This is a genomic window from Desulfuribacillus stibiiarsenatis (assembly GCF_001742305.1).
Classification (GTDB): domain Bacteria; phylum Bacillota; class Bacilli; order Desulfuribacillales; family Desulfuribacillaceae; genus Desulfuribacillus_A; species Desulfuribacillus_A stibiiarsenatis.
The window spans coordinates 100075-122893 of sequence record NZ_MJAT01000022.1 but is presented as its reverse complement, the minus strand read 5'-3'; the positions used below and the strand labels follow the sequence as shown (position 1 = coordinate 122893).

Genomic DNA, 22819 nt, shown 5'->3' with positions numbered 1-22819 from the left:
TACGTAAGGTTGGACAAATTCTACTCAGAAATCGGAGAGATGATGGATGTTGGATATACGGAAGTATCTACCAGAGGATCAACTAGCACTCGTGTTTAAAAAGTATGAGGTTGCTTTCGATGAATCCCATGAGCAACGTGTGCATTCCTACGCTACGTCGCTATTCCATGCGTTAATACAAGATAAGCAGTGGGCTGACGAGAAGCTTGCACTTCTACAATACTGTGCGTATCTCCATGATATTGGGCACTTTATCCATGAGAATAAACACGACAAACACACGAAATATTTGATTGCCCATGATCATGTTTTCGATTGTGTACCAGACCGTTTACGTTCCATGCTTGCCATTATTGCTGGTGGACATCGCAAGTCGATATCGAACAAAATTCGTGAACATACCAAAGACGAGCAATATATCATTTTACAACTGGCAGGGATTCTTCGTATTGCGGATGCCATTGATTATACTAGAGAAAGCAACATTCGCATTGAGGATATGTACATGGACAATCACCAATTCTGTATTCATCTATGTGGCTACCCATCCCCTACCGTTATAAAAAGAATCTCTGAAAAATCCGCTTTATTTCGCGAGATATTCCAGAGTGAAATTCGGGTTGTATTTTAGAAATCTGTCTTATATACCCTACGATTGTTCAATGACCAAACCTTTTCGGAGAGCTTCGCGTTCTCCGTATTCGATAACGCCTTTTCCATATCATACATACGACTATCAATCATATCAATGTAATGTAGTAGCTCTGCTTCTGGAATCATTGGTGGCTTAGGACTACCGAATTCCGGTATCGAGTGATGGCTTAGAATCATATGCTGAAGGATTAACGACTTCTCTACACTCGCGTTAATTTCCTTAGCGATTCGCTCTACTTTCTTAATCCCTTGGATGATATGCCCGAGTAGATGGCCTTCGGTAGTGTAATCAGAAACGATGCCTAGGTGATTGGCAGCCATTTCATCTAGCTTCGCGATATCATGGAGAATGACCCCGGCGTATAATAAATCTTTGTTAATGATTGGGTAGACTTCCGATATTCGCTCGCCCGTGCGCAACATCGTCATCACATGGAACAGCAGACCACCGCGAATAGAATGGTGGTTTTTTTGCGCAGCAGGATAGTATAGAAGCTTTTCTTTACTTTCTTCAAGGATAATTCTTACAATTGATTGAATCTCTTGATCAACAATTTGATCAGCATATCGCATTACCTCTTGATACATAAATGCAGGATCGTGCGGCGCTGATGGCACGAAGTCAGCTATATCTACATCATCACTGTCATTGACTGCTCTGACCTTTTCAATCTTCAGTTGTAGCTTTCCTTGCCATTCCGTCACTGTTCCTTTAATCTTTACTAATGCATTCGGTTGAAATACTGCCTCAAAATCCTCGGAAGCGTCCCATAGCTTTGCATTGATATCCCCTGTTTGGTCACATAATGTAACATCTAGATACTTATTCTGATTCGAAGCACTCTTCATTGAGGCTGCTTTCACGAGAAAATAATTGATGACTGACTCACCAGATTGAAATTGACTAATCGTCTTCATCCCCATACCCCCACACATGTAATACTATTAAATGAGCAAAAATTTAGTATTAAACCTTCGAATCCCAATGTATTAGTTGCTATCGATCGAATACAAAAGATTTAACGACTGCAAAATATTCACGAATAAAATATTTAAAAGCTACCACAGCCGGCGTCTTTGCTGGTATTCCATAGGCTTCAAATCCGAAACGTTCCGCTAATTTTTTCGAGCGATAGAGATGATAGTCGTTCGTAATAATCATCAGTTGAATCGGATTTGTGCCGATATCAAAAGTGCTATTTACCGTATTCCGTTGTTGCTCCAACTGCAAGAGGATCTCCCTCGTGTATTGTATATTCTCTTTGGTATTCGTAGCACGCTCTTCTTTAATAATCCGGTCTTCCGTAATGCCACGGTCCACTAAAAATTGCTTCATAACTTCTGCTTCGGTATATTGTTCCCCAGGCCCAAGTCCCCCTGACACAACAACCTTCGTATTCGGATACTGCTTTAAATATTCTAAGCCCTCATTCAGACGATACCACAAGCTTAACGAAGGTTCATCGCCTCGTAGGCCAGCACCTAATATCAAGAGATACTTCACTTCTATATCTTCGGAAACATTCTTTTCAGAATGTATTTTAAATTGTATGAATATAAAAGAAATTATGAGGGCCCCCAGAATTAATACGATAATTCCCGTAATCACCCGCGCAATTTTACGTCTCATAACTGCCTCCCATCTGCTAAGAGCCATAATATGCTAGTTTTCAGTTTTTATCATATCATAATTTCATAATCTTTTTACCATTGTATCGCTAGATTTTTTTACATTGTATCGCTAGCAAAATCAATCTATTACAACTAAAATAATCCAGAAGTCTCCCTCTGGATTATAGAATCTTTCTTATTCTGCTTCGCGGTTTCGCGAAAGCTTTCTTTGATAAAACATGAATACTGGCAATGGAATAACAATCCAACCAAGACTCTTGATCAATGTGTTCTTTGCCCTTTCTACTTGCCTTTCCGTCTCAGTTCTTACCATCATCTCATATTTCTGTCTCATTTCCTCTTCTGTCAGTTGTGTTTGCGGTTGCCCACTTTCAGGATTTGGTTTCTCCATGCCCCACTGCTTATACTCCTCATAGGACTGGAAGTATGGTGCTGGTGCCACTATATCTGCGATGGCCATAAACGATGCCACGCTACCTCCAATAATCATCATAAGGGTTGCAAATAAAACTAAATATACATATACATTCTTAATCATGTCTTCTCCTCCTTGTTCACTGCCCCGAATTCCCGAAGCTATAATTAATACGACTGCTATAAGAATCACTGGTATTAGAATTGTTATTACCATTATCCACCTCTTTTTTAATATTCACTGATTTCTTCAATGGGTACTTCTTCTTTATTGTCTCGATTCAAGAAGAAGATTAGAATTGCGCCTAGACCACCCAGGATAACTGCAATGCTTACGATTACACGAACAATTGGGACAAAAGATAATACCTTCAGTATAATCAAGCCCAGCAATACGAGCCAGAAACCCTGATGAATATCGTTCCACCCAAACTTCTTGGCAATCATATATCCTATGGCAGTAGCTACGATAATCTTCGTAATGTAGATTCCGACCGTATACATTGCCATAATAATCAACCCGAGTGGTAACCCTACGACTGTAACCATCGCAATAATAGCAATAATCGGTGTTCCAATTAAAATCATTACCCCTAATCCTAACGTACGGAAAGGTGTCTTCTGCAACGGTTCACTCGTGCCCTTCCACAGACTAGGGATTACCATCGATAATGCAAACCATACGAGGATTGCTGCGATGATACTAGATACTGCAGCGAACAATGTCCCTATAATACTTGTTTGCTGTTCACGCTCGTTATATGTTGGCTCCGGAAGCTTCCATTCTGTAACACCCGCAAGCGTCGCATTTGTCCCAATGATTGCTTCTTTAGAACTTGTGTATGTAAGATCCCCTTCAATCACAGCATTGTCTCGTATTTCTAGCCGGTCAGCAGCGATTCGCACATCGTCTTGAACTGTGCCAGCTAATACAATATTCGTTCCCGCCCCGAAAAACTGCCGCCCTAAATTCCCGGAACTAAAAATCGTCTCTCCCGCTGCTAAGAAATCTCTCTCCACCACACTATCCTTGCTTAGATGGATTTTCTGACCTGCGCTGAATACATCGCCTAGAATTTGACCGTTAATTTGCAAGTCCATTCCAGCAATATATAAGTTCCCAGTAATTACACCGTTAAGCACAACCTGTTGCCCAGCAACAAATAAGTCGCCATCAACCGTTCCGTCAATCTGCACTGTGCCGCCAGCAATAAATCCCGTGCCCATAATGTCGCCACTAATACGGATATTATTCCCACCATAGAACACTGGCCCCTTTACTAGCTGACCAGCTTCTACCTCTACTACATCTCCCGATTGAAGTTGCATTGGAGTGGCAAAAACAATAGTCGTCATACCGATTACCATCAAGATTAGCATACCCCAAACTTTTAATGAACGTCTCGCCCATTTTCTCTCCACGACATAACCTCCTATCTAAAGTTGATTCGCTTTGGAAATCTTTGCATGAATAATCTCTGTATGTTGTAAGAAATCTTCTTCCGAATCTATAATGATACTGTCATAGGCTGTAAAGCGGAAATCAATAGCTAACCTTCTTATTTTCTCTTGAAAATTCTTTTCTAGCATAGTATCTCTTTCCAGTGACAGTCCGACACCGAATAACCTCGGTCGTTTCGCCTTCTTTAAAGGCTGTGCTAATGTCGGAATCATTCGCTTAAACATTTCTGCTACATCCCGGCCAATCCCATCATCTCGAATTGCCGTCACGACTACTACTAGATCACTCTGCACAATCGCTCGGACCCAGTCATTGCCAGGGTCTTGTATTACGCATTTCCCCGGGGTCTTCAGCCAGCAATGATAACATTCCCTACATTTCTCAAAATCTAATGTTCCAAGGTCATAGTGATCAATGACAATCGCCAATTGCTTTAATTCCTGCATCAGCACGTCGACTAGACCAGATATATGCTCTTTATCTAATGCATCAATGATAACTGCTTTCAAGGCGAATAGCCTCCTAACTTTTCACAATCACTACCTCAGGTTCTGGTACAAAGCCATGGGCTGCATGAACTTTCTCTTGTACAAGTTGAATTAGATACTTTACATCTTCCGATTTTGCATCTTTATAGTTAATTATAAAATTCCCATGATAAGGGGAGATCATAGCCCCTCCATAGGCTTTACCCTTTAGTTCTAACTGATCTACAATGACTCCCATCGGAGTTCCAAATCCATAATTGTTCTTAAATACCGACCCGCAGGACGGAAACGAGAAATGCTTCTTCGCATTACGATCTTCATCAATCTTTATGAAATTCACAGCACTTGCTTGTTTTTCGTAAGCAACAAATTCAAACAACATTTTAAAATGCTGATAGAAATCATATAGCTTCGTAATCGAATCCGACTCTCTATATTTCGTGAGCAAATCTCGAATTCGGTGGACATTTGACTCTGTCATATTGGAAACCTTGAAATCAGCTCCGACAATAATCCATGGTTTGCCTTGGAAAATCGATTGCTTATAAGCAAATTCGCAACTTTCTATATCAATTGTAACAATCGTTGGACTTTTCTCAAAAGGGTCAATGTAATGAACTCGCTCTATCACTCCACTCATTTGGTCGTCATAGCACTTAGCATTGATGTAAATGCCTGATCCGATGCATCCAGGCAATAGATGTGTAAAATTAAGCTTTGAATGGTTGCATAACAAACCAATAATCGCCAAAAACGACAAAGGCACACCAGCTGATAGGAACAATTGGTCTTTTTGGGTTGAATCCCATTGACAGTCAATCATTTTCTTCAAAGAAATAAACGCTTTTCCTCTTTGCGGATTGTCTGGGAACAATAGATTCGAACCATAGCCAAATAAAAAATATGGCACCCCGGATGTTTGACAAGCTTCCAGTAATATCTGTAGCTCCTCGACATTCTCTGGCAATGCAAAGAAGTCAGCGATTCCACCAATTTCATAGGAACAATGTTCAGCAAGTGGCACATTGCGTTCAAATAAATCCTCTAATGTAAGTTTTGCCAATCCCTCACACTCCTTTATACTGTTTACTGTATAATACTTACCACTTCACGTATGTAGTACATAATCTTATATCCCTTGATACACATAAGGATAATCCATCTGTTTTTGTATTACTGAACGAGCATCGTACCCTGCAAGCAGTTCGCATATAAAAAGTCCTAAGTCAATCGATGCTGCTACCCCACCCGCAGTAATGATATTATCCTCAAAGACAATCCGCTTTTTATTGACGACAACATCGTAAGATTCTAATAGGCTGTATGCATTGGGGTGCGTTGTTGCTCTTTTCCCTCGCAAGATATCAGCAGCCCCTAATAATAGCGAGCCAGTACAAACAGATACAATATATCGAACATATCTTGCCTTTTTTAGCCACTCGATATGAGTTTCATCATGAATTAATTGCCTTGTTGCCATACCACCTGGTATAAAAATCATATCATATTCACTTAAATCCGCATTCTGTTTATCGATCTTCATCTCAATCCCCCGGTCATCGCGTACCGTTGGTGTTAAAGCGCAGGTGTCCCAACTTAAATCCTTGATAAAACCCATCGTCTTGAGACGTGTTACACAATCATAAAAACCGATAAAATCAAGCATCGTCATCCCATGAAAGAGCACAAATGCAATTCTCATGATTACTCCGACCCCTTAGCCTTAATTTCAATACCACCCATAATAGCACGGCTGTATATCCTCAAAGTTGCTCGACTCGTCCCCGCTGCAACGATCGATTTTTCTTTCAAGGTAGCAACAATACCACCTGCACCCTCTCCCATGATTTCTACACCACCAAGAATTGCACTTCCCTCACAGATTACCGTAACATCTCTTGGTACAGTTATTTTGATGCCACCCATGATAGCCGTACAGTTTAATTGATATTCAGACTTATCCAGAATCGCTTTTCGAACGTCTAACTCGATGCCACCCATTACAGCCCAAAAATCTCCATCCTCCAGCTTCCACTGTTCTTTTTTCTTTTCAAATCCACCCATGAATGCAACATTACTATTGCCAAAAGATTTAGGTCCTCGCAGCAAGCTAATTCCCGCCAAAATTAGAATGACGGGCCAAATAAAAGGAAATATCGATGATAAGTCAATCTCATACCAACCTCTTTTATTTCCTAGTAAAATAGCCCCAATGGCAATCAATATGATGCCTGTAAAAGGGAAACCATTCCCTTTACCCCGAAGCAATAATTGAAATCCCCATATCATAAGAATTATAGGCCAAAAATCAGCAAAAAATTGTCCAATACTTATTTCTATAAATCCTAAGTTCTTCAGCAGGAGCAATACCCCTAACCCTAATACAATCAGCCCTGGTACAAAATTTCTTTGCATAGATGCCATTTTTACACACTCCTTTTGGAAATCTCCCATATTTCATCTCAGCGGCGTTTCTAATACTCCCACTTCTACAGAATGGTTCTTCTATTTTAAAAATAGTTAGAACCATTACGTACCCTTGGTGAAAGTGGGAGATAAGTGCCGCCAAGCTTCACCCACAAGGGGTACAGGCGAAATAAGTGCAACTAGAGTTCACTTCGAGTAAACACTCCATCTGAACTAAGTTTTCTTTATGTTACGTTAATTATATCGAATTGTAATAAACCTTTACATCACTAACCTGTAACCAGCAATTTCCACGAAACCATTATGAGCGAAACATCGTCTTAATTAGCAACAATGTTTATATGTAGTAAAATATTCTAGGAGGTTATGTCGAATGAAAAAATTATCTAGTATTTTAATCCCCGTATTAATTGTAACTGCTGCCTTGCTGTTCTCGCATTTTAGCGAACCAGCCAACGCGGAAGTCGACGGTAAAAGTGGTATTCCTGTCGTGAATGTCGGAGGCGTCGGCGAAATCTTCGTGGAGCCTGATGCAGCAAAAATCTCCATTGGTGTCGTCACAACTGCAAAAACTGCCGAACAAGCACAAAAGGACAATGCACAAGCGGCAAATCGTGTGATGACTGCTTTGGCAGCCGCAGGCATTGATAAAAAGCAAATTCAAACTCAAAACTACAGCGTCTACCCTCAATACGATTATAGCATAAACCGTAATGGTCAGGCGGAAATAATTGGTTATCAAGCAAGAAACATGCTACTTGTCGATGTAAAAAGCATTGATAAGCTTGGAGCAATTATCGACAAAGCGAGTCAAGCAGGTGCCAATGAAGTGAACAACGTTCAGTTCTATTCGACGAAAGAAGAGGTATTACGCTCGCAAGCATTAACCGCAGCTGTACAAGATGCAGCAAAGAAAGCTGATGTAGTTGCTGCTGCCTTAAATAAAAAAGTAGCTGACGTCGTAAGCATATCAACAGATTCAGCTTCAGTAACCCCTCCAGTATTCTATGCACCAGAAATGGCAAAAATGGCTGGCGATGCTTCAACTCCGATTATGACTGGAGAAATAGTAATCCGCGCGTCCGTTCAAGCACAATTTAACATGAAGTAACGAATGAAAACCTGCTTCCTTCAATAAAAGGCATTCACTAGTCTGTTAATAGACCGTGAATGCCTTTTATTCTTCTAGCTATTATTCTTCTGACGTTTGCGATAGATATAATATCCAATCCATATCACTGGAACGAATGGGATTAAATATCCAATAAACACAATCGCACCCGTAATAGCTTGGAGCAGCAAGTGCACGGAATTGATAATCCCCTGTTTCGCGTCCTGCATAGCCTTAGAGAACGAAGGAGGTAATACTTCCCCTTGCTTCAGAGCTTCACTAATATTCACATGCAATGTCGCGAAACTGATTTTATCTTTGAGGCCAATCAATCGACCCGTAATGCGTTCAATTTCCCCACGAACAAGATTTAGCTCTTTTTCAATACGTAATATATCTTCCACGTTCTTTGCTTGCTCTAATAATTCTAGATACCTTTGTTCCTGTCTGTTTAAGTTACGTAACCGTGATTCTAAATCAACGAATTCTTCCGTTACGTCTTGCCCACCAATGCGCTTGCTTTGCACTCGACCTAATGCTTCCAACTGCTCTACAACCTGCTGCAGCTGTTTCGCAGGAATTCTTAATTGAAGATTTGCTGACATACCACGATCAGAATTCCAAACGTGAGAATCTTGAATAAACCCACCACTTGATTCTACAATCGTTGTAATATCTGTAAAAGCCTTTTCTGTGCTATCTACATATAATGAGATATCACCACTTTTGATTACTAGCCTCTCAGCTTGATCTGCTAACTCTGTACTACCGTTTGATAGATTTGAGCCAGATTCACCGTACTCTTCACTTTTCATATCGCGCGGCTCCATCGCAGGACTACTATTCGGATATTGAGCTGCGTCGTTCGCTACAGATTCCATACTCGACTTCGTATTCCCACATCCAACGAGTGTGATGAGTAATACTAATGTGATGAGCATGACCTTTAAACCATTCGTACGCTTGAATACCATTTTTTCTGACAAGACAAACCACTCCTTTTAAAACTCAAAATGTAAACCAATGTATTATCAAGTTAGACGACATCGTTAGTACAATTGTTTCAATTAGAGTACGATTCCATGTATACTATATACAGTAGATTATTGATTTTCAATAGCATTGAGAGCCTTAGAATGTCGTTATTTACCAAGTATTTTCAGCAGAGGGGATGGATTTCTATTCTACACCAAATCGAGATTAAAGGGTACAAGTCAATTCGCGAACTACAACTCGAATTAGCACCTTTAACGGTATTAATTGGAGCAAACGGTGCTGGTAAATCAAATCTTATTTCATTTCTCCAATTGATTCAAATGCTAACAAAGAGGAATCTCCAGCAGATTGTAGCAAACTGTAACGGAGCCTCTCACTTATTATACTTCGGAAATCAGAAAACGAGTGTTTTATCAAGCAATCTTCAGTTTACTCAAGAATCTGGGAAAATTGAATATGACTTTGACTTAACTTGTGGCTTAAGTGATCAGCTTGTCTTTGCGAAAGAGCGTATTTCACTGAACTCGGGAGTACATAGCTTGGGAACTGGGCACACCGAAACAAAACTCGATTCGTTTAGTCATGAGCAGATACACCCCTTCCTTGAATACGTAAATAGTTGGGAGTTCTATCGTTTTCATCATGCACCCGATTTATCAATTGTATCAAAACTGCATTCTATTTATCTGAACGAACCTAGCCATTACAAAAGGATTCTCCATACATTGCAGCAAATGCTACCGTTTTTCGATGACTTTGTTTGGTCAGATCCATCTGTATTTTATTGGCGTGAAAAAGGTTCGGATATGGTGTTTAACACGAGTCATCTATCGGATGGCATGGTCCGCATGATTACATTAGTCACCATATTACTTCAACCGAATCCTCCTGCATTACTTTGCATTGACGAGCCGGAATTAGGACTACACCCCTATGCAATCAATGTACTAGCTTGCATTATAAAGAGTTTAGCCACAGAAACGCAGTTGATCATTTCTACACAGTCGATTACCTTATTAAACCATTTGGAAGTGGAAGATGTAGTCGTTGTCGATCGTAAAAATGGCCAATCGACATTCCAGCGGTTACAACATCAATCTTTAGCTAAGTGGCTTGAAGACTATACGTTAGGTGAGTTGTGGGAGAAAAACATCATAGGGGGTAGGCCTTCCTTATGAAACGTTTGAATATCATCGTAGAAGGACAGACAGAAGAAACTTTCGTAAGGGATTTATTAGCCGCCCATTTAGGGCTACACGGCATTGATGTGCGCGCAAGGATGGTTGAGACTAGCCGGCGGGATGGGAAAATATTTCGCGGCGGGCTTGCAAGCTACGAAAAGTTAAAGCGCGATCTGTTGAACTGGATGGATGAAGACAAAACGGCTTGGTATACCACTATGATAGATTTTTACGCATTACCAAAGGACTTTCCTGGATACCATTTCATCAATATCTATAATAATCCGTATAATCTTGTCAAACGAATCGAACGGGCGATTGCTAAAGATATACGTCGACCCTTCTTCATTCCCTATATTCAGCTTCATGAATTTGAGGCGCTCATCTTAACTGATCCATTAAAATTTGACGTGTACTTCTTCAAACGACAAGAACAGATTAACAATCTTAAGCAAATGACGATACACTTCCCATCCCCTGAACATATTAACCATGGGGTAGCGACTGCCCCATCGAAACGGATTATCAACGAAATACCTGCCTATCGATATTCTAAGAGGACTGCTGGGCCAATGATTGCTGCTGAGATTGGTCTTCCCATGATACGTCAACACTGCAAACATTTTGACCAATGGTTACACCGACTGGAACGTATTCTTTAAATCAAAAAAACCGCCGGTTACTGCGGTTTTTTTAGCTAAATATCAATCCTTGCCTTTAGCCGATATATTTCAATTTAGAGACTTTACCTCGTGAAAGGATGTGTTTGCTTTCGTTTGTATAGAAATCTAATACTACACAAGAGTTCTTACGTTAGATTCGCGAATCGCTGCTTTAATTGTATCAAAGCAATCAACAGGCTTTTCAAAGAAATATTGTATTACATCTCTGTATTTTTGATCTAACCTTAGATTCATGATGCTTCCAGAAATCAAGATAATCTTCGCATTTTGATAGTATTTCCTTGTATAATCTAGTACATCATCGAAATTCTCATTATCTGCTAGCTTATAATCTAATATAATAGTGTTTACTTCATGCTTGTCCTGTAGCTTTTTCAACTCATCAAAATGTTTACATAAACTTAATTGAAACTCGCTAAACTGATATCCGTAAAGCAATCTCATTTGGTTTGTATCCTCTAAAATACACAATCGATTCGTATACAATCGTTTTGCTAATTCGCAATAAGCATCTGTAGCATTGGCTATCTCATGAATAATCGCGTCAAGACGCCGAAGGTCAATTGGTTTACTTAGGAATTCATAAATATTTAGTGACATAAACTTCTTAATAATGTGATGGTCGATGAAGGACGATATAATGATTATAGAAACAGTTTTACTGATTTCACGTACTTTTACTGCAATGTCGTATCCAATAGATTTCCCTTGAAAGTTCAAATCCAGTATGACTACTTCTGGTAATACTAAGGAAATCTTACGCATGAAATCCCCTATATTATCAAATGTTGTGATTTCATATTCTTCCATAAACAAGCTTTTATATAGAAAGTTAATCTGCTTATTATCGTCCATTGTGTATATTTTCAATTTCCATCTCTCCTATATCGGATCTTCTAAAAATAAGCCTGATAATGTTGTTCCCATTTACTTCTTCAATTGTTAAATTTCCAAATTGATAGATAGCAAGTTTCTTACTTGCAACAAGCCCAATCCGAAAACCATCCTCTTTTGATGATTTAAAAATTTTCAATATATCTTCTGCATATTCTTTTTTTATTTGGTTACATGAGTCAAAAATATCAATATATGTATAGCGTTCTCTGTAGTAGAGACTAAAATTGATCTCACAAAACGAAAGATCCTGACGCCCGGCTTCTTCTGCAGCATTCTTTATAATATTAAACAGAATCTGCTTTAGAAAAAATCGATTCACCCAAGCGAATATTTTCGTATCGCTGTTAATAGTAATTCTTACGTTTCCTCTGTTGTAAAATTGGTAATATACCTTTTCAATCAGTTGCCTTATGTCCTCTTCTCTGAGATTATTCTCCTTTGTATTCGCATAATCTTTAAATTCCTTAATAAAACCATCCATATTATCTACTGCTGTATTGATCTCTTGAACAAACAACGGAATATGATTCACACCCGCTACCTCTATTGTTTTACATGATCTATTAATTAAATCACTAAAGCCTTTAATCACACCTAAATTATTCTTTATCTCATGCATAAACTCTGTAGAATAAAGGTTTAAAGAGTTATCTACGAAAAATTTGGATAGAAAATTCTTATAATCTCTATTCGTTCGCTCATATGCCATCAATACTGCAAACACTAAAAATAACGTGAAAACAATGCTAGACATAATCGCTATGAGATATTCAGATAGTCTCTGATAAGCGAATATCTCTATGAATGTATATGCGAGAATACCATATGAAAAAGGACTAAGCAGTTCTTTTAAATAGAAATTATTCAGGTATTTAACGACTACTATTAGTATAATCGCCACCAATATATGTACTAAAAAATGAGCAACAAATAATAATTGTATGTTCTTATCGGTTAATGCAAACGTATTTATAAATACTATAAAAGCCCAATAATAATGAGCTTGTACAAATCTCTTGACACCTAAAATCAACAAATGTTTACTTGAAGTTTCAGCAATAATAAAATATATAATTAATGAGATCGTCGGTGCAGTAAGAAGAAGCCCCGCATTACTAATGATTCTTGAAAACAAAAGACCATTTGAAAGCATAAAGTTATAATCTGAAACGGCTCTTGCCATTTGCCAGCATGCAAATAAAAATATTAGTAGTTGAATGGATAGAATCAAGCGATTTCTACTATATAGTCGTAATAAGTAGTACCCTATAAAGACAGGGATAATGTTTAAAGAAATTAAAAGAATAAAGATGTTAATCAATCCTTCCCGCAATATTATTGTTAAGATTACTTGATGTTACAATGGTCTGTCCAGTTGATTGTGTAGCATTTCAACGCACTTTCCGGGCTATTCGCATAATAAAAAAGCCCCTTTCAGATGTTGAAAGAAGCTTTTCATGTTAAATATTTTCATGATATTTTTGCAATTCCATGATTTTATTTTTAGATATATGAATAGTTTTATCAATGTGTTTTAGATATCCGATATTAGTGTCACCCGACTTTGTAATTTTGTACAGGTAGTCTAAGTTTACAATAAAGGAGCGATGTGTCTGAAAAAAACGATTTGGAAGATTACTCATTAGCTCAGTAAAATTCTCTACCGTATCAATCTTTCTCTCTTTCGTCCATACCTCACTCTTTCTACCAATTCTTTCAATGCAAATAATGTCTTGATACGGTATCATGAATATTGATTTTTCAGACTTTAATATGATTTTATCTTTTTTCTCCTGAACTTCACTAATCCTTGCTTTTTTTGCATTTTCCTTTATCCTTTGTAACGACACTAGTAATCTAGATCTCTCAATGGGTTTCACTAAAAAATCTGTAGCGTTAATTTCAAAAGCTTTAATGGCATAGTCTTTATGTCCAGTGATTAATATGACCTGTAACTGTGGAGAAATCTTGCTCGCCATAGCAACCGCATCAAATCCTGTCATTTTCGGCATATCTATATCAACAAATGCAACCATTGGCCGTCTGTTGAAAAGTAACTCTAATAATTCTTCACCATTATTGGCTTCACCGATGATGTCTAAATCGGAATCCATTTCTAAAAATTGTTTCAGTATATCTCTCGATTCATTACAGTCCTCAGCAATTACTGCACTAATCCTTTTCACCAGGCTCACCTACTTCCGGATTTTCTATCTCTCTTGCTGTTCCATGTACACATGTACTAATGGACTCATCCAGAATTCCATTAAGCTTTCGACAAGCTGTAATAATACCCTGAATCTTATTGATTTGAGCGTCCGTCAGGTTCATTGTTCGATCACATCCTAGTAACTGTGCGTATCCGAGTATCACATTTAAAGGGGTGCGCATGTCGTGCTGAAGTTGTAGGATAGGTTCACAGGTATATAACTTTTTTCTTTCATGCTGTGCTGTGTTCTTCATTCTACCACCTCAACATAACACTTGTTTTCCGATTGCCATCTCTTTTATTATTGTATCCCATTTTTTTACACGTTACAATTAGATAATGTTTACTATTTTAAGCAGCTTAGTTGGACAGCGATATGAAATATTAGTGAAGAAGTTCCCGACCTTTTTCCTTAGACACTGCAAAAAGGATTGACCACATGGCCAATCTTTTTGCTTTATATACTTTAATTGTTGTTTACACTAATTTGCTATTTATTCAACTGGCCGGTAACGCAGTGCTTTGCATTATATTACCTCTTCAAAGTACGATTAACGCTTAATATGCCATTTCTATTGAGAACTATTCAGGACAAATATACTTAATTTTTAAACTTATTCAGCGTTTATTTACATATATTCCCTCGTCTGTGAAACAATAGTATCAATATATCTAGGGGATGTTTTCATGCACATAGGTACAGCAATTATTGCAATTATCGCAACGTGGTATTATGGGGACTGGCAGAATTGGCAGAAGTATCATACGACTTTGCTTTTTGTTGTTCTCGGTGATTTGCTTTACAACACAATGACTGCGAACTATTTTCTCTGGCAATATCAAGTGGATGATTTCCTAGCTCATTATTCATTCACTAAGTTACTGTATACATTCATTGTGTTGCCTTGTTCAGTATTGATTTTTTTATATAATTTTCCACTGAGTTGGAAGGGGAAAATCCTACGCACACTAAAATGGGTCTTCATTTACGGTGTTTGGGAATATGGTTTTTACATTACTGGAAGAATTGAATATCAACATGGATGGAACATTGGTTGGTCGATTGCGTTTTTATTAGTGATGTTCCCGTTAATACGGCTACACCAAACGCGCCCGATCTTGACCTATGCACTATCTAGTCTAGTTGTCGTTCTAGTAATTTGGTGGTTCGACGTTCCAATCCACTTACCAATAGAACTTAGGCCTAATTACTAATATAATTTGTATTATAATGACACGATCATTCCATTTACGGATATCAATGCATTATTTTTATCAATGCATTAAGGTTCATAATATACGAAAGGGATACTCCACTAAAGTGTGAAGTATCCCTTTATATTTCCCTCTTAACGATTCATTTACTTGTACATCTATAGCTTCTTATGCTCTAATTATCTCATGTTCTCTTGTAATATCGTTTTACGTAGACGGATAGATTTTGGCGTTACTTCAATTTGCTCATCTTCACGGATAAAGTCAATTGCTTTCTCCAATGTCATAGGCAAAACTGGCGTTAAAGAGATACTGTTGTCCTTGCCAGATGAACGGACGTTGGTAGCTTTCTTCTCTTTGCAAGGGTTGACATCTAAATCCTGCGGTCGAGCGTTTTCGCCAATGATCATTCCTTCATAAACAGGTTCTCCTGGTTGTACGAACAATATCCCACGCGGTTCTAGGTTAAATAAAGCGTACGGTACAGCAGTTCCTAATCGGTCTGATACAAGGGATCCATTGATACGTGTAGGGAAATCTCCACGATATTCTTCAAATCCTTCAAGATAAGAATTCATAATCCCGGTACCTTTCGTATCTGTTAGGAATTCGTTACGATATCCTAATAGGGAACGAGATGGCACAGAAAACTCCATCATAGTTCTACCGCTACCCTTATTCTCCATATTCATAAGGCGACCTTTTCTCAGGGATAGCTTCTCCGTAACAATACCTACAAAGTTCTCATCACAGTCCACGAATAATCGCTCAATTGGTTCAAGCTTCTTGCCGTTCTCATGCTTATATATTACGATTGGTCTTCCAACTGTAAATTCAAATCCTTCACGGCGCATTTGCTCAATGATGATTGCCATTTGCAGCTCACCACGGCCCTTCACGATAAAGCTATCGCGCTCATCCGTATCCTCAACTTTAATTGCAACATTACGTAAAGTCTCTTTGTAAAGGCGTTCACGGATTTTTGCACCTTGTACAATTTTACCTTCCTTCCCTGATAACGGGGAAGTGTTAATTGTAAATAACATCGATACCGTTGGCTCGTCCACAGTGATTCTTGGTAATGCCTTAGGGGTTTCTTTGTTAGCGATTGTATCACCAATCTTAACATTCTCAATCCCAGCAAGAATTACGATGTCCCCAGCGTCTGCTTCTTTCACTTCTAATAGCTTTAAGCCATCATATACTTGTAGCTTTGATATACGAAGAGGAATTTGCTCCCCTTTATCACTAATGCACACTAATTGATCATTACCCTGTACTTTCCCATGGAATACGCGGCCAATTGCTAAACGACCAAGGTATTCAGAATAATCTAGGTTTGTCACCAGCATTTGGAATGGCTCATCTGGATTATATGAAGGCGCTGGAACTTCTTCCACAATCGTATCAAATATCGGATGTAGATTATCATTCGACTCTTCTAATGAATGTTGTGCAAGCCCTTTTACGCCAATCGCATATAGAATTGGGAATTCCAATTGCTCTTCAGACGCATCTAAATCTATAAATAAGTCGTAAATTTCATTTAATACTTCTTCTGGCCTCGCATCACTTCGGTCAATCTTATTGATACATACGATGATACGAAGATTCGCTTCCAATGCTTTTTTTAATACGAAACGCGTTTGTGGCAATGGGCCTTCTGAAGCATCTACTAATAGAATTGCTCCATCTACCATTTTCAATGCACGTTCCACTTCTCCGCCAAAATCGGCGTGACCAGGTGTGTCTAAAATGTTTATTTTTACATCGCGCCAGTATACAGAACAGTTCTTCGCAGCGATTGTAATTCCGCGTTCACGCTCTAAATCCATACTGTCCATCACTCGGTCATCTACTTCTTGACCCGTACGGAAAGTACCACTTTGCTTTAACATGTGGTCTACTAACGTTGTTTTGCCATGGTCAACATGGGCAATAATTGCAATATTTCTTACCTTTTCATTTCTAACTCGATTCTTCACTTATGATTCTCCACTTCTATTATTGTATTTGCTGTTTATATACACAGTTTTAGCCTCAAATTATGTTATTTCTCCTGAAATTCATAAACATCTAGCTATTATCTCATAACTACGCTTATTTGGCTATTTCTTTTCTTATTATTTACAAAAATTTCGTAAACAACACATAATTGAATCAATTTCATAATACTTAATTCACTTTACAGACTTACAGAATGCGAAAGACGATCACTTTGAAAGCAATCGCCTGATTTTGATAAAATATTATTAATGTAAATTGTCTGTCATAGGAGTCTTTTGATCCACTTTTCTTATAATGCCAATAACAAAACGTGTTACAAGTGATTTAATAGTAACGCTTATAAAAGTATGATACCATTCCCATCCCTTTTCCCATTTGATTAAGTTTGTTTTCTTTACTGCCCAATATTCAATGAAAAACATAGGAACAGTAAAGTACAGTAATTTATAAAAAATGGCTAAAGGCTTATCTTTTTCGGTGACTTGGTTGTAAAGAACAGTGAACGTTGGATAAATTAAAAAGTCGAAGAGCACATGTGTTTTAAATACATTAGGGAAAAAGCGAACAGGATATTTGAGTATTTTGTACGATGTCATGAAATTATCGATAATACCATTTGTAACGGCATTGAATAAATAAACGATAACCCAATCTTTCATGGGTGGTTTTCTAAATAATAAAATCATCAAACTAAGCAATGTTAAAACAGTTGTAGCTCTTAAAAATAGTTTGTCTTGTTTATTTCCGTTCATAAAGCACTCTCCTTTCCTTCCTTTTCTTAGAATGCTCTATGGTTGAGTAATTATACAGTGTTCATACAAAAAACATTAGCTTAAATACATTTTTCACGATTTAAAAAGGAAATAATTGCTTTAAAGTGCATATCATTACTAGGAAAAAATATTAACTCTTGCTAATATAAGAATTATCTATATGACACACTATAGTATAAGAAGATACGGAAGGATGATGTATTATGTTTTGGGCAATTGGCGCAGTTTTAGTGTTAGCACTATTTGCAGTACTTACTTACAATCAACTAATCTCTAAAAGAAATGAAGTCAAAAATGCGTGGGCAACAATTGATACACAGCTACAACGTCGATTTGATTTAATTCCAAATTTAGTGGAAACAGTGAAAGGTTATATGGAGCATGAAAAAGGGGTGCTTGAAGCTGTTACCAAAGCCCGTACTGCGTTCATGAATGCTGACAGCGTAAAGGACCAAGCGGCCGCAGAAAACATGATGGCAGGCGCTTTAAAGTCACTGTTTGCCGTTTCAGAAAATTATCCAGACTTAAAGGCATCACAGAACTTCATGATGCTACAAGAAGAACTAGCGGGAACTGAGAATAAAATTGCTTACGCAAGACAGCGTTACAATAATTCTGTGATGGACTATAATACTGCCCTTCAAGTGTTTCCGAATAACATCTTCGCCAACATGTTTAACTTTCAGGCAGCTGACTCTTTTGCTATTGAAAATGAAGAAGCAAGAAAGGCTGTTCGTGTTAGTTTCTAGTTTAGCTATTAGTTTCTAGTTTGGTTTCAAGCAATGGAGGGAACCTTTAGATGTATCAACAAATCAGTCAAAACAAAAGAAATACCGTACTATTTATCATCTTTTTCATAGGATTGATTCTTGGTTCAGCGTATTTCATCGGATATTTATTAGACCCTGCTTCAAGCATTTCCTTTGCTGGGATTGCCTTAATCTTCTCCGGCATCGGAGTCTTCTATAGTTACTATAACAGTGACAAGATGATACTACGGATGACGAATGCACGGCCGGTCTCGAAAGTACAAGAGCCTTATCTATACCATACAATTGAGGGTGTAGCTTTAGCGGCTGGCATTCCAACCCCGAAGGCATACGTTATTGAGACAGATGTACCCAATGCTTTTGCAACAGGGAGGAATCCGGAACATGGCGTGGTAGCTGTTACACGCGGATTGATGAATACATTAAATCGCGAGGAATTAGAGGGTGTGATTGCCCATGAAATGGCCCACATTAAGAACTATGATATCTTGTACTCGTCCGTTGTCATCGTGCTGGCTGGTACGTTAGTGTACCTTGCGGAATTTGCATCCCGGGCTTTATTTTTCCGTCGTGGTGGTAATAATAACCGAAATGGCGGGCATCCGGCGTTTTTGATTATAGGGCTTGTCACTGTAATCCTTGCACCGCTCCTTGCAAAGCTCGTGCAAATGGCAGTATCGCGCACAAGGGAATACCTTGCTGATGCCACGGCCGCCAGGATGTTAGGCTATCCGAAGGGATTAGCTTCCGCTTTACAAAAAATTGCGCAATATAGTAATCCAGAAACAGCAAAAAGAGACGGAATCGGCAGCGAGGCTACTGCTAGCCTATTTATTGTAAACCCGCTGATGAAACCATCTCAATTAAGTTCGTTATTTAGTACACACCCACCGATTAATAAGCGAATCGAAGCGCTCGATAAAATGTAACACTTGCTTTACTATTTGCTTAGTAGCATAAACTAGAGAATTTGCTTTATCTCAGGATGTTATGACCTGCTATGTAGCCAGTAGAGAAAGCAATTTGCAGATTGAAACCGCCTGTATACCCATCAACATCGATAACTTCACCTGCAAAGTACAATCCTTCCACTAATTTAGATTCCATGGTGGAGGGATTTATTTCTTGTATATCTACTCCACCCGATGTCACCGTTGCTTCTTCTATTGGTCGGAGGCGTTTGATTTGGATAGCCATAGATTTCGTTAAACGTACAATTGCTTTCCTGTCCTTTTGGGTGATTTGATGGGCAACTTTGTCCTGATGAATCTCCGCAACATCTAATAGGATTGGGATCATCTTCTTTGGAATCAATCCTTGTAAAACATTTGCCATCTGTTTCTTCCCATTCGCCTCAATTTCTTTCAGTAATTGCTGCTCCCACTCTTTCACTGTATGAGAAGGAAACATGTCGATTTCTACAGAATAGTTGTACCCACGAAAATCCTGCATGTGGGGACTTGCTGAATACATTACTGGACCCGTCAGTCCATAATGGGTAAAGAGTATGTCCCCTGAGTCTTTGAACACGATTTCCTTGATTTCCCGACTTCCCTTTGTTTCATGAGTTCCCTTCGTTTCGTGTTCCTTCTTAGCTTTATACACAGTAATCGCCACATCTCGCAATGCAACTCCTTGCAAGCTCTTCACCCATGCATCCGATGTTTCAAGTGGTACAAGCGCTGCTTTCGGCGTTACAATACTATGGCCAAACTGTTTAGCAAATTTATATCCATCTCCTGTAGATCCAGTTTGCGGATAGGATTTCCCGCCTGTCGTAATCACCACCGCATCAAAAATTCCTTGTGCTTGTTGCTTAGTCAGCGGGTTTTTGTACTGTAGGATAAAACGTTGTCCTGTTGCTTCTTTTTGCACTGACACGATCTCTTGTAAATATACTTTCACCCCTTGATCACTCATGTATTGCTTTAGTGCGTTGACCACGTCTTTCGATTTATCAGACATCGGTAACACTCGGTTGCGATCTTCCACTTTTACTGGCACTCCATAGCGCTTCATAATATCGATAAGATCGCTGGGGCCAAAGCAATAAAAGGCACTGTGCAAAAATCGAGGATTCGTTGGAATGTTAGCCATGAGTCCCTTCACGTCCGTGTTGTTTGTGATATTGCAACGGCCGTTCCCGGTAATGAGCAGTTTTTTCCCAAGTAATACTTGATCTTGAAGATGATTCTTCTCAAACAGGGTAACGTCCAGACCTCTAATAGCTGCCGTTGCAGCAGCCATCATTCCCGCTGGCCCGCCACCGATGACAGCTATTTTTTTACTATTCATTGTATTCTTATTTTTGCTATTCATCGTATTACCTCTTGCAATCTATGGATAATCTCTCGAATTGGATGTTCATTGTGATTGGCACAGATATATTTGGCTACACTCTTTGCATCTGGGTGAGCGTTCTCAACAGCAAACCCGATATTCGGTTCTGCAAGCATTTCAAGGTCATTCGTTTCATTGCCTGCGGTAATAATGTTATGGTTTGCAAAACCAAACTGCTCCTTTAATACTTCTATGGCCTTCCCTTTCGATACATTCGTTGGTAGCCACTCTAGGAAGTATCGTTCCGATCGACATATCCGAAAAGGCATTGGCTGATTCGCAAAAAGTTCCATCATATACTGCTCAATTTCCGTCAACGTATCTGTCTCTGCTGCAATCAGAACCTTACGCCAAGGTGGTGTTAAATCGACTAATGAATGGATGATATATGGATACTCTTCTTTGGAACGATGGATTTGCGTATATTCATTATCCTTAATCAGTCGTATGTTACTCTTTTGATATATTTCAATCCCGATGTTTGGGAATCTCTTGACGATATCTAATAAGATTTCCTGTACGTCATAATCCAATTCTCGTTCCCACAGCACCTGTTGGTTGTTAAAATCATAGATTAGCGAACCGTTATATAAAATGGCTGGAGCGTTAATCGGTACTTGTTGTAAATATTCTATTACCGATGACTCTTTGCGACCCGTTGCAATCGTAAACAGACCACCCTTTGCTTTAAATTCTTCTATTGCCTCTATGTTTTCCTTACTTATCTCATCTTTACTGTTAAGCAAAGTACCATCCATATCACAGATTAACAATATATTTTCGTACATTATAGGGCTCCTTGCTATAAGATGACAGTATTATCATCTTTAGAGAATAGTGTAATTCCTACACGGTTTATGTGCTCGACAAATTCAGGATTTTCAATTTTATTATAAATTGAGAGATCAATATGATAGGGTAAATATAGGTCGTCTAGCTTATTAGAAATTAAATTGATATCTATGACATTAATATCTTCACCATATAAAGCTAGATCAATATCTGACCCTACTCGATATGTATTTTTAGCACGTGAACCATATAGCACTACTTTTTCTATTTTAGGATTTCCAGTGATCACTTCAAGTAGATTGTCGATTACTTCCTCTTTTAATCCGTATTTCATCTAAGCCAACTCTTTCTTAGCGAATTCATCCATTGTTACTTCTAATTGTTTAAATGCTGGATAATATCCATTTCTTATTGACTGAACAATCTCCTCTAATGTCCCCTCGTTATATGTACGACTAGTTAAGTTGCGACTTTTAATCATATCCATCCAAATATCGCCATTGCTAATTATCCCTACGGAAAATGCCTCTTTCGTCGCATCCCTTGAACCATAAATATTTGTATTTCCTCTACTAGTCAAAAAGTCTTTCAGAACATTCCATGCTAATTCATGTGTAAATTCATAAGCCTGTATTAGCCCTTGTTTCTCTAAATTGCTGAGCTGTCGTTCCGCCATTAAGTCTACAGCTTCTTCTAATTGCCCTAGGGCTTTTTGGTAGTTCTTAAGTCTTTGTATCCAACGAATATCGTCTTTACTTATGTAGCATA

General features: G+C 38.5%; 25 protein-coding genes and 1 pseudogene. 7 read left to right on the top strand and 19 right to left on the bottom strand.

Annotation, left to right across the window (positions count from 1 at the left end; genetic code table 11):
- Positions 1-46: 46 nt before the first annotated feature.
- Entirely contained in the window at positions 47-631 is a 585-nt protein-coding gene (locus BHU72_RS08400; RefSeq protein WP_069702183.1) for an HD domain-containing protein, read from the top strand.
- Here BHU72_RS08400 and BHU72_RS08395 read toward each other — a convergent pair.
- The 8 genes from BHU72_RS08395 to BHU72_RS08360 form a co-directional block, all read right to left on the bottom strand.
- Positions 628-1578 (bottom strand): 3'-5' exoribonuclease YhaM family protein, encoded by a 951-nt coding sequence (locus BHU72_RS08395; RefSeq protein ID WP_069702182.1) that lies wholly within the window; start codon positions 1576-1578, stop codon positions 628-630. The two genes, BHU72_RS08400 and BHU72_RS08395, sit on opposite strands and share 4 nt — an antisense overlap.
- A 73-nt stretch (positions 1579-1651) precedes the next feature.
- On the bottom strand, positions 1652-2284 hold the full coding sequence (locus BHU72_RS08390; RefSeq protein WP_176720446.1) for a YdcF family protein: 633 nt from the start codon (positions 2282-2284) through the stop codon (positions 1652-1654).
- 177 nt (positions 2285-2461) lie between these two features.
- Entirely contained in the window at positions 2462-2917 is a 456-nt protein-coding gene (locus BHU72_RS08385) for a hypothetical protein (protein WP_069702181.1), read from the bottom strand.
- Between the two features lie 14 nt (positions 2918-2931).
- Positions 2932-4122, bottom strand: coding sequence for a DUF8173 domain-containing protein (locus BHU72_RS08380; protein ID WP_069702180.1), 1191 nt, complete (start codon positions 4120-4122; stop codon positions 2932-2934).
- A gap of 15 nt (positions 4123-4137) precedes the next feature.
- Positions 4138-4671, bottom strand: a complete 534-nt coding sequence (locus tag BHU72_RS08375; RefSeq protein ID WP_069702179.1) for a flavodoxin family protein — start codon at positions 4669-4671, stop codon at positions 4138-4140.
- 13 nt (positions 4672-4684) lie between these two features.
- Entirely contained in the window at positions 4685-5713 is a 1029-nt protein-coding gene (gene murB / locus BHU72_RS08370; protein ID WP_069702178.1) for a UDP-N-acetylmuramate dehydrogenase, read from the bottom strand.
- Positions 5714-5779: 66 nt separating this feature from the next.
- Positions 5780-6352: a DJ-1/PfpI family protein gene (locus BHU72_RS08365; protein ID WP_069702177.1), complete on the bottom strand. Its 573-nt coding sequence runs from the start codon at positions 6350-6352 to the stop codon at positions 5780-5782.
- A gap of 2 nt (positions 6353-6354) precedes the next feature.
- Entirely contained in the window at positions 6355-7074 is a 720-nt protein-coding gene (locus BHU72_RS08360; protein WP_069702176.1) for a cell wall-active antibiotics response protein, read from the bottom strand.
- Between the two features lie 427 nt (positions 7075-7501).
- On the opposite strand from BHU72_RS08360, the gene BHU72_RS08355 reads away from it, so the two are divergent.
- Positions 7502-8188, top strand: coding sequence for an SIMPL domain-containing protein (locus BHU72_RS08355; protein WP_176720445.1), 687 nt, complete (start codon positions 7502-7504; stop codon positions 8186-8188).
- 74 nt (positions 8189-8262) lie between these two features.
- Here the strand turns inward: BHU72_RS08355 and BHU72_RS08350 are convergent, their stop codons facing one another.
- Complete coding sequence (locus tag BHU72_RS08350; protein WP_069702174.1) at positions 8263-9174, bottom strand: DUF4349 domain-containing protein; 912 nt, start codon at positions 9172-9174, stop codon at positions 8263-8265.
- A 150-nt stretch (positions 9175-9324) separates the two neighbouring features.
- On the opposite strand from BHU72_RS08350, the gene BHU72_RS08345 reads away from it, so the two are divergent.
- Positions 9325-10362, top strand: a complete 1038-nt coding sequence (locus BHU72_RS08345) for an AAA family ATPase (RefSeq protein WP_069702173.1) — start codon at positions 9325-9327, stop codon at positions 10360-10362.
- Positions 10359-11027, top strand: a complete 669-nt coding sequence (locus tag BHU72_RS08340) for a DUF4276 family protein (RefSeq protein WP_069702172.1) — start codon at positions 10359-10361, stop codon at positions 11025-11027. Before BHU72_RS08345 ends, BHU72_RS08340 begins: the two co-directional genes overlap by 4 nt.
- Before the next feature lie 132 nt (positions 11028-11159).
- On the opposite strand, the gene BHU72_RS08335 is transcribed toward BHU72_RS08340, so the two are convergent.
- The 4 genes from BHU72_RS08335 to BHU72_RS08320 form a co-directional block, all read right to left on the bottom strand.
- Positions 11160-11918 carry a response regulator gene (locus BHU72_RS08335; RefSeq protein WP_069702171.1) on the bottom strand — a complete coding sequence of 253 codons (759 nt, stop codon included), beginning with the start codon at positions 11916-11918 and terminating at the stop codon, positions 11160-11162.
- The gene (locus BHU72_RS08330; protein ID WP_141709283.1) at positions 11893-13128 is read right to left on the bottom strand and encodes an ATP-binding protein; all 1236 of its coding nucleotides are present in this window, start codon (positions 13126-13128) and stop codon (positions 11893-11895) included. Before BHU72_RS08330 ends, BHU72_RS08335 begins: the two co-directional genes overlap by 26 nt.
- A gap of 277 nt (positions 13129-13405) precedes the next feature.
- Positions 13406-14131 (bottom strand): LytR/AlgR family response regulator transcription factor, encoded by a 726-nt coding sequence (locus tag BHU72_RS08325; RefSeq protein WP_176720444.1) that lies wholly within the window; start codon positions 14129-14131, stop codon positions 13406-13408.
- Positions 14118-14408: a histidine kinase dimerization/phospho-acceptor domain-containing protein gene (locus BHU72_RS08320; protein ID WP_069702169.1), complete on the bottom strand. Its 291-nt coding sequence runs from the start codon at positions 14406-14408 to the stop codon at positions 14118-14120. Before BHU72_RS08320 ends, BHU72_RS08325 begins: the two co-directional genes overlap by 14 nt.
- Positions 14409-14841: 433 nt before the next feature.
- Here BHU72_RS08320 and BHU72_RS08315 point away from each other — a divergent pair, with 433 nt between their 5' ends.
- A complete protein-coding gene (locus tag BHU72_RS08315) occupies positions 14842-15369 on the top strand; it encodes a CBO0543 family protein (protein ID WP_069702168.1) in 528 nt (175 codons plus the stop codon).
- A gap of 179 nt (positions 15370-15548) precedes the next feature.
- On the opposite strand, the gene typA is transcribed toward BHU72_RS08315, so the two are convergent.
- Positions 15549-17354 (bottom strand): translational GTPase TypA, encoded by a 1806-nt coding sequence (gene typA, locus BHU72_RS08310; protein WP_069702167.1) that lies wholly within the window; start codon positions 17352-17354, stop codon positions 15549-15551.
- A gap of 267 nt (positions 17355-17621) precedes the next feature.
- Positions 17622-18128: a CBO0543 family protein gene (locus tag BHU72_RS08305; RefSeq protein ID WP_069702166.1), complete on the bottom strand. Its 507-nt coding sequence runs from the start codon at positions 18126-18128 to the stop codon at positions 17622-17624.
- A gap of 224 nt (positions 18129-18352) precedes the next feature.
- Here BHU72_RS08305 and BHU72_RS08300 point away from each other — a divergent pair, with 224 nt between their 5' ends.
- Together BHU72_RS08300 and BHU72_RS08295 are read left to right on the top strand one after the other, a co-directional pair.
- Positions 18353-18898 (top strand): LemA family protein, encoded by a 546-nt coding sequence (locus BHU72_RS08300; protein WP_069702165.1) that lies wholly within the window; start codon positions 18353-18355, stop codon positions 18896-18898.
- A 50-nt stretch (positions 18899-18948) separates the two neighbouring features.
- On the top strand, positions 18949-19848 hold the full coding sequence (locus BHU72_RS08295) for a M48 family metalloprotease (protein ID WP_069702164.1): 900 nt from the start codon (positions 18949-18951) through the stop codon (positions 19846-19848).
- A 46-nt stretch (positions 19849-19894) separates the two neighbouring features.
- On the opposite strand, the pseudogene BHU72_RS08290 reads toward BHU72_RS08295, so the two are convergent.
- The 4 genes and pseudogenes from BHU72_RS08290 to BHU72_RS08275 form a co-directional block, all read right to left on the bottom strand.
- A pseudogene (locus BHU72_RS08290) lies at positions 19895-21196 on the bottom strand (BaiN/RdsA family NAD(P)/FAD-dependent oxidoreductase); the annotation flags it as partial.
- Positions 21197-21234: 38 nt separating this feature from the next.
- Positions 21235-22047 carry a Cof-type HAD-IIB family hydrolase gene (locus tag BHU72_RS08285; protein WP_069702163.1) on the bottom strand — a complete coding sequence of 271 codons (813 nt, stop codon included), beginning with the start codon at positions 22045-22047 and terminating at the stop codon, positions 21235-21237.
- Between the two features lie 14 nt (positions 22048-22061).
- The gene (locus BHU72_RS08280; protein WP_069702162.1) at positions 22062-22385 is read right to left on the bottom strand and encodes a nucleotidyltransferase domain-containing protein; all 324 of its coding nucleotides are present in this window, start codon (positions 22383-22385) and stop codon (positions 22062-22064) included.
- Positions 22386-22811 (bottom strand): nucleotidyltransferase substrate binding protein, encoded by a 426-nt coding sequence (locus BHU72_RS08275; RefSeq protein ID WP_069702348.1) that lies wholly within the window; start codon positions 22809-22811, stop codon positions 22386-22388.
- Between the last annotated feature and the right edge of the window lie 8 nt (positions 22812-22819).

What these genes read in the sequence shown, in the direction of transcription:
- BHU72_RS08400 (WP_069702183.1), top strand. Translation starts at nt 47, where the DNA reads ATGTTGGATATACGGAAGTATCTACCAGAGGATCAACTAGCACTCGTG.
- BHU72_RS08395 (WP_069702182.1), bottom strand. Translation starts at nt 1,578, where the DNA reads ATGGGGATGAAGACGATTAGTCAATTTCAATCTGGTGAGTCAGTCATC.
- BHU72_RS08390 (WP_176720446.1), bottom strand. Translation starts at nt 2,284, where the DNA reads ATGAGACGTAAAATTGCGCGGGTGATTACGGGAATTATCGTATTAATT.
- BHU72_RS08385 (WP_069702181.1), bottom strand. Translation starts at nt 2,917, where the DNA reads ATGGTAATAACAATTCTAATACCAGTGATTCTTATAGCAGTCGTATTA.
- BHU72_RS08365 (WP_069702177.1), bottom strand. Translation starts at nt 6,352, where the DNA reads ATGAGAATTGCATTTGTGCTCTTTCATGGGATGACGATGCTTGATTTT.
- BHU72_RS08360 (WP_069702176.1), bottom strand. Translation starts at nt 7,074, where the DNA reads ATGGCATCTATGCAAAGAAATTTTGTACCAGGGCTGATTGTATTAGGG.
- BHU72_RS08345 (WP_069702173.1), top strand. Translation starts at nt 9,325, where the DNA reads ATGTCGTTATTTACCAAGTATTTTCAGCAGAGGGGATGGATTTCTATT.
- BHU72_RS08340 (WP_069702172.1), top strand. Translation starts at nt 10,359, where the DNA reads ATGAAACGTTTGAATATCATCGTAGAAGGACAGACAGAAGAAACTTTC.
- BHU72_RS08330 (WP_141709283.1), bottom strand. Translation starts at nt 13,128, where the DNA reads ATGGCAAGAGCCGTTTCAGATTATAACTTTATGCTTTCAAATGGTCTT.
- BHU72_RS08320 (WP_069702169.1), bottom strand. Translation starts at nt 14,408, where the DNA reads ATGAAGAACACAGCACAGCATGAAAGAAAAAAGTTATATACCTGTGAA.
- BHU72_RS08315 (WP_069702168.1), top strand. Translation starts at nt 14,842, where the DNA reads ATGCACATAGGTACAGCAATTATTGCAATTATCGCAACGTGGTATTAT.
- BHU72_RS08305 (WP_069702166.1), bottom strand. Translation starts at nt 18,128, where the DNA reads ATGAACGGAAATAAACAAGACAAACTATTTTTAAGAGCTACAACTGTT.
- BHU72_RS08300 (WP_069702165.1), top strand. Translation starts at nt 18,353, where the DNA reads ATGTTTTGGGCAATTGGCGCAGTTTTAGTGTTAGCACTATTTGCAGTA.
- BHU72_RS08295 (WP_069702164.1), top strand. Translation starts at nt 18,949, where the DNA reads ATGTATCAACAAATCAGTCAAAACAAAAGAAATACCGTACTATTTATC.
- BHU72_RS08285 (WP_069702163.1), bottom strand. Translation starts at nt 22,047, where the DNA reads ATGTACGAAAATATATTGTTAATCTGTGATATGGATGGTACTTTGCTT.
- BHU72_RS08280 (WP_069702162.1), bottom strand. Translation starts at nt 22,385, where the DNA reads ATGAAATACGGATTAAAAGAGGAAGTAATCGACAATCTACTTGAAGTG.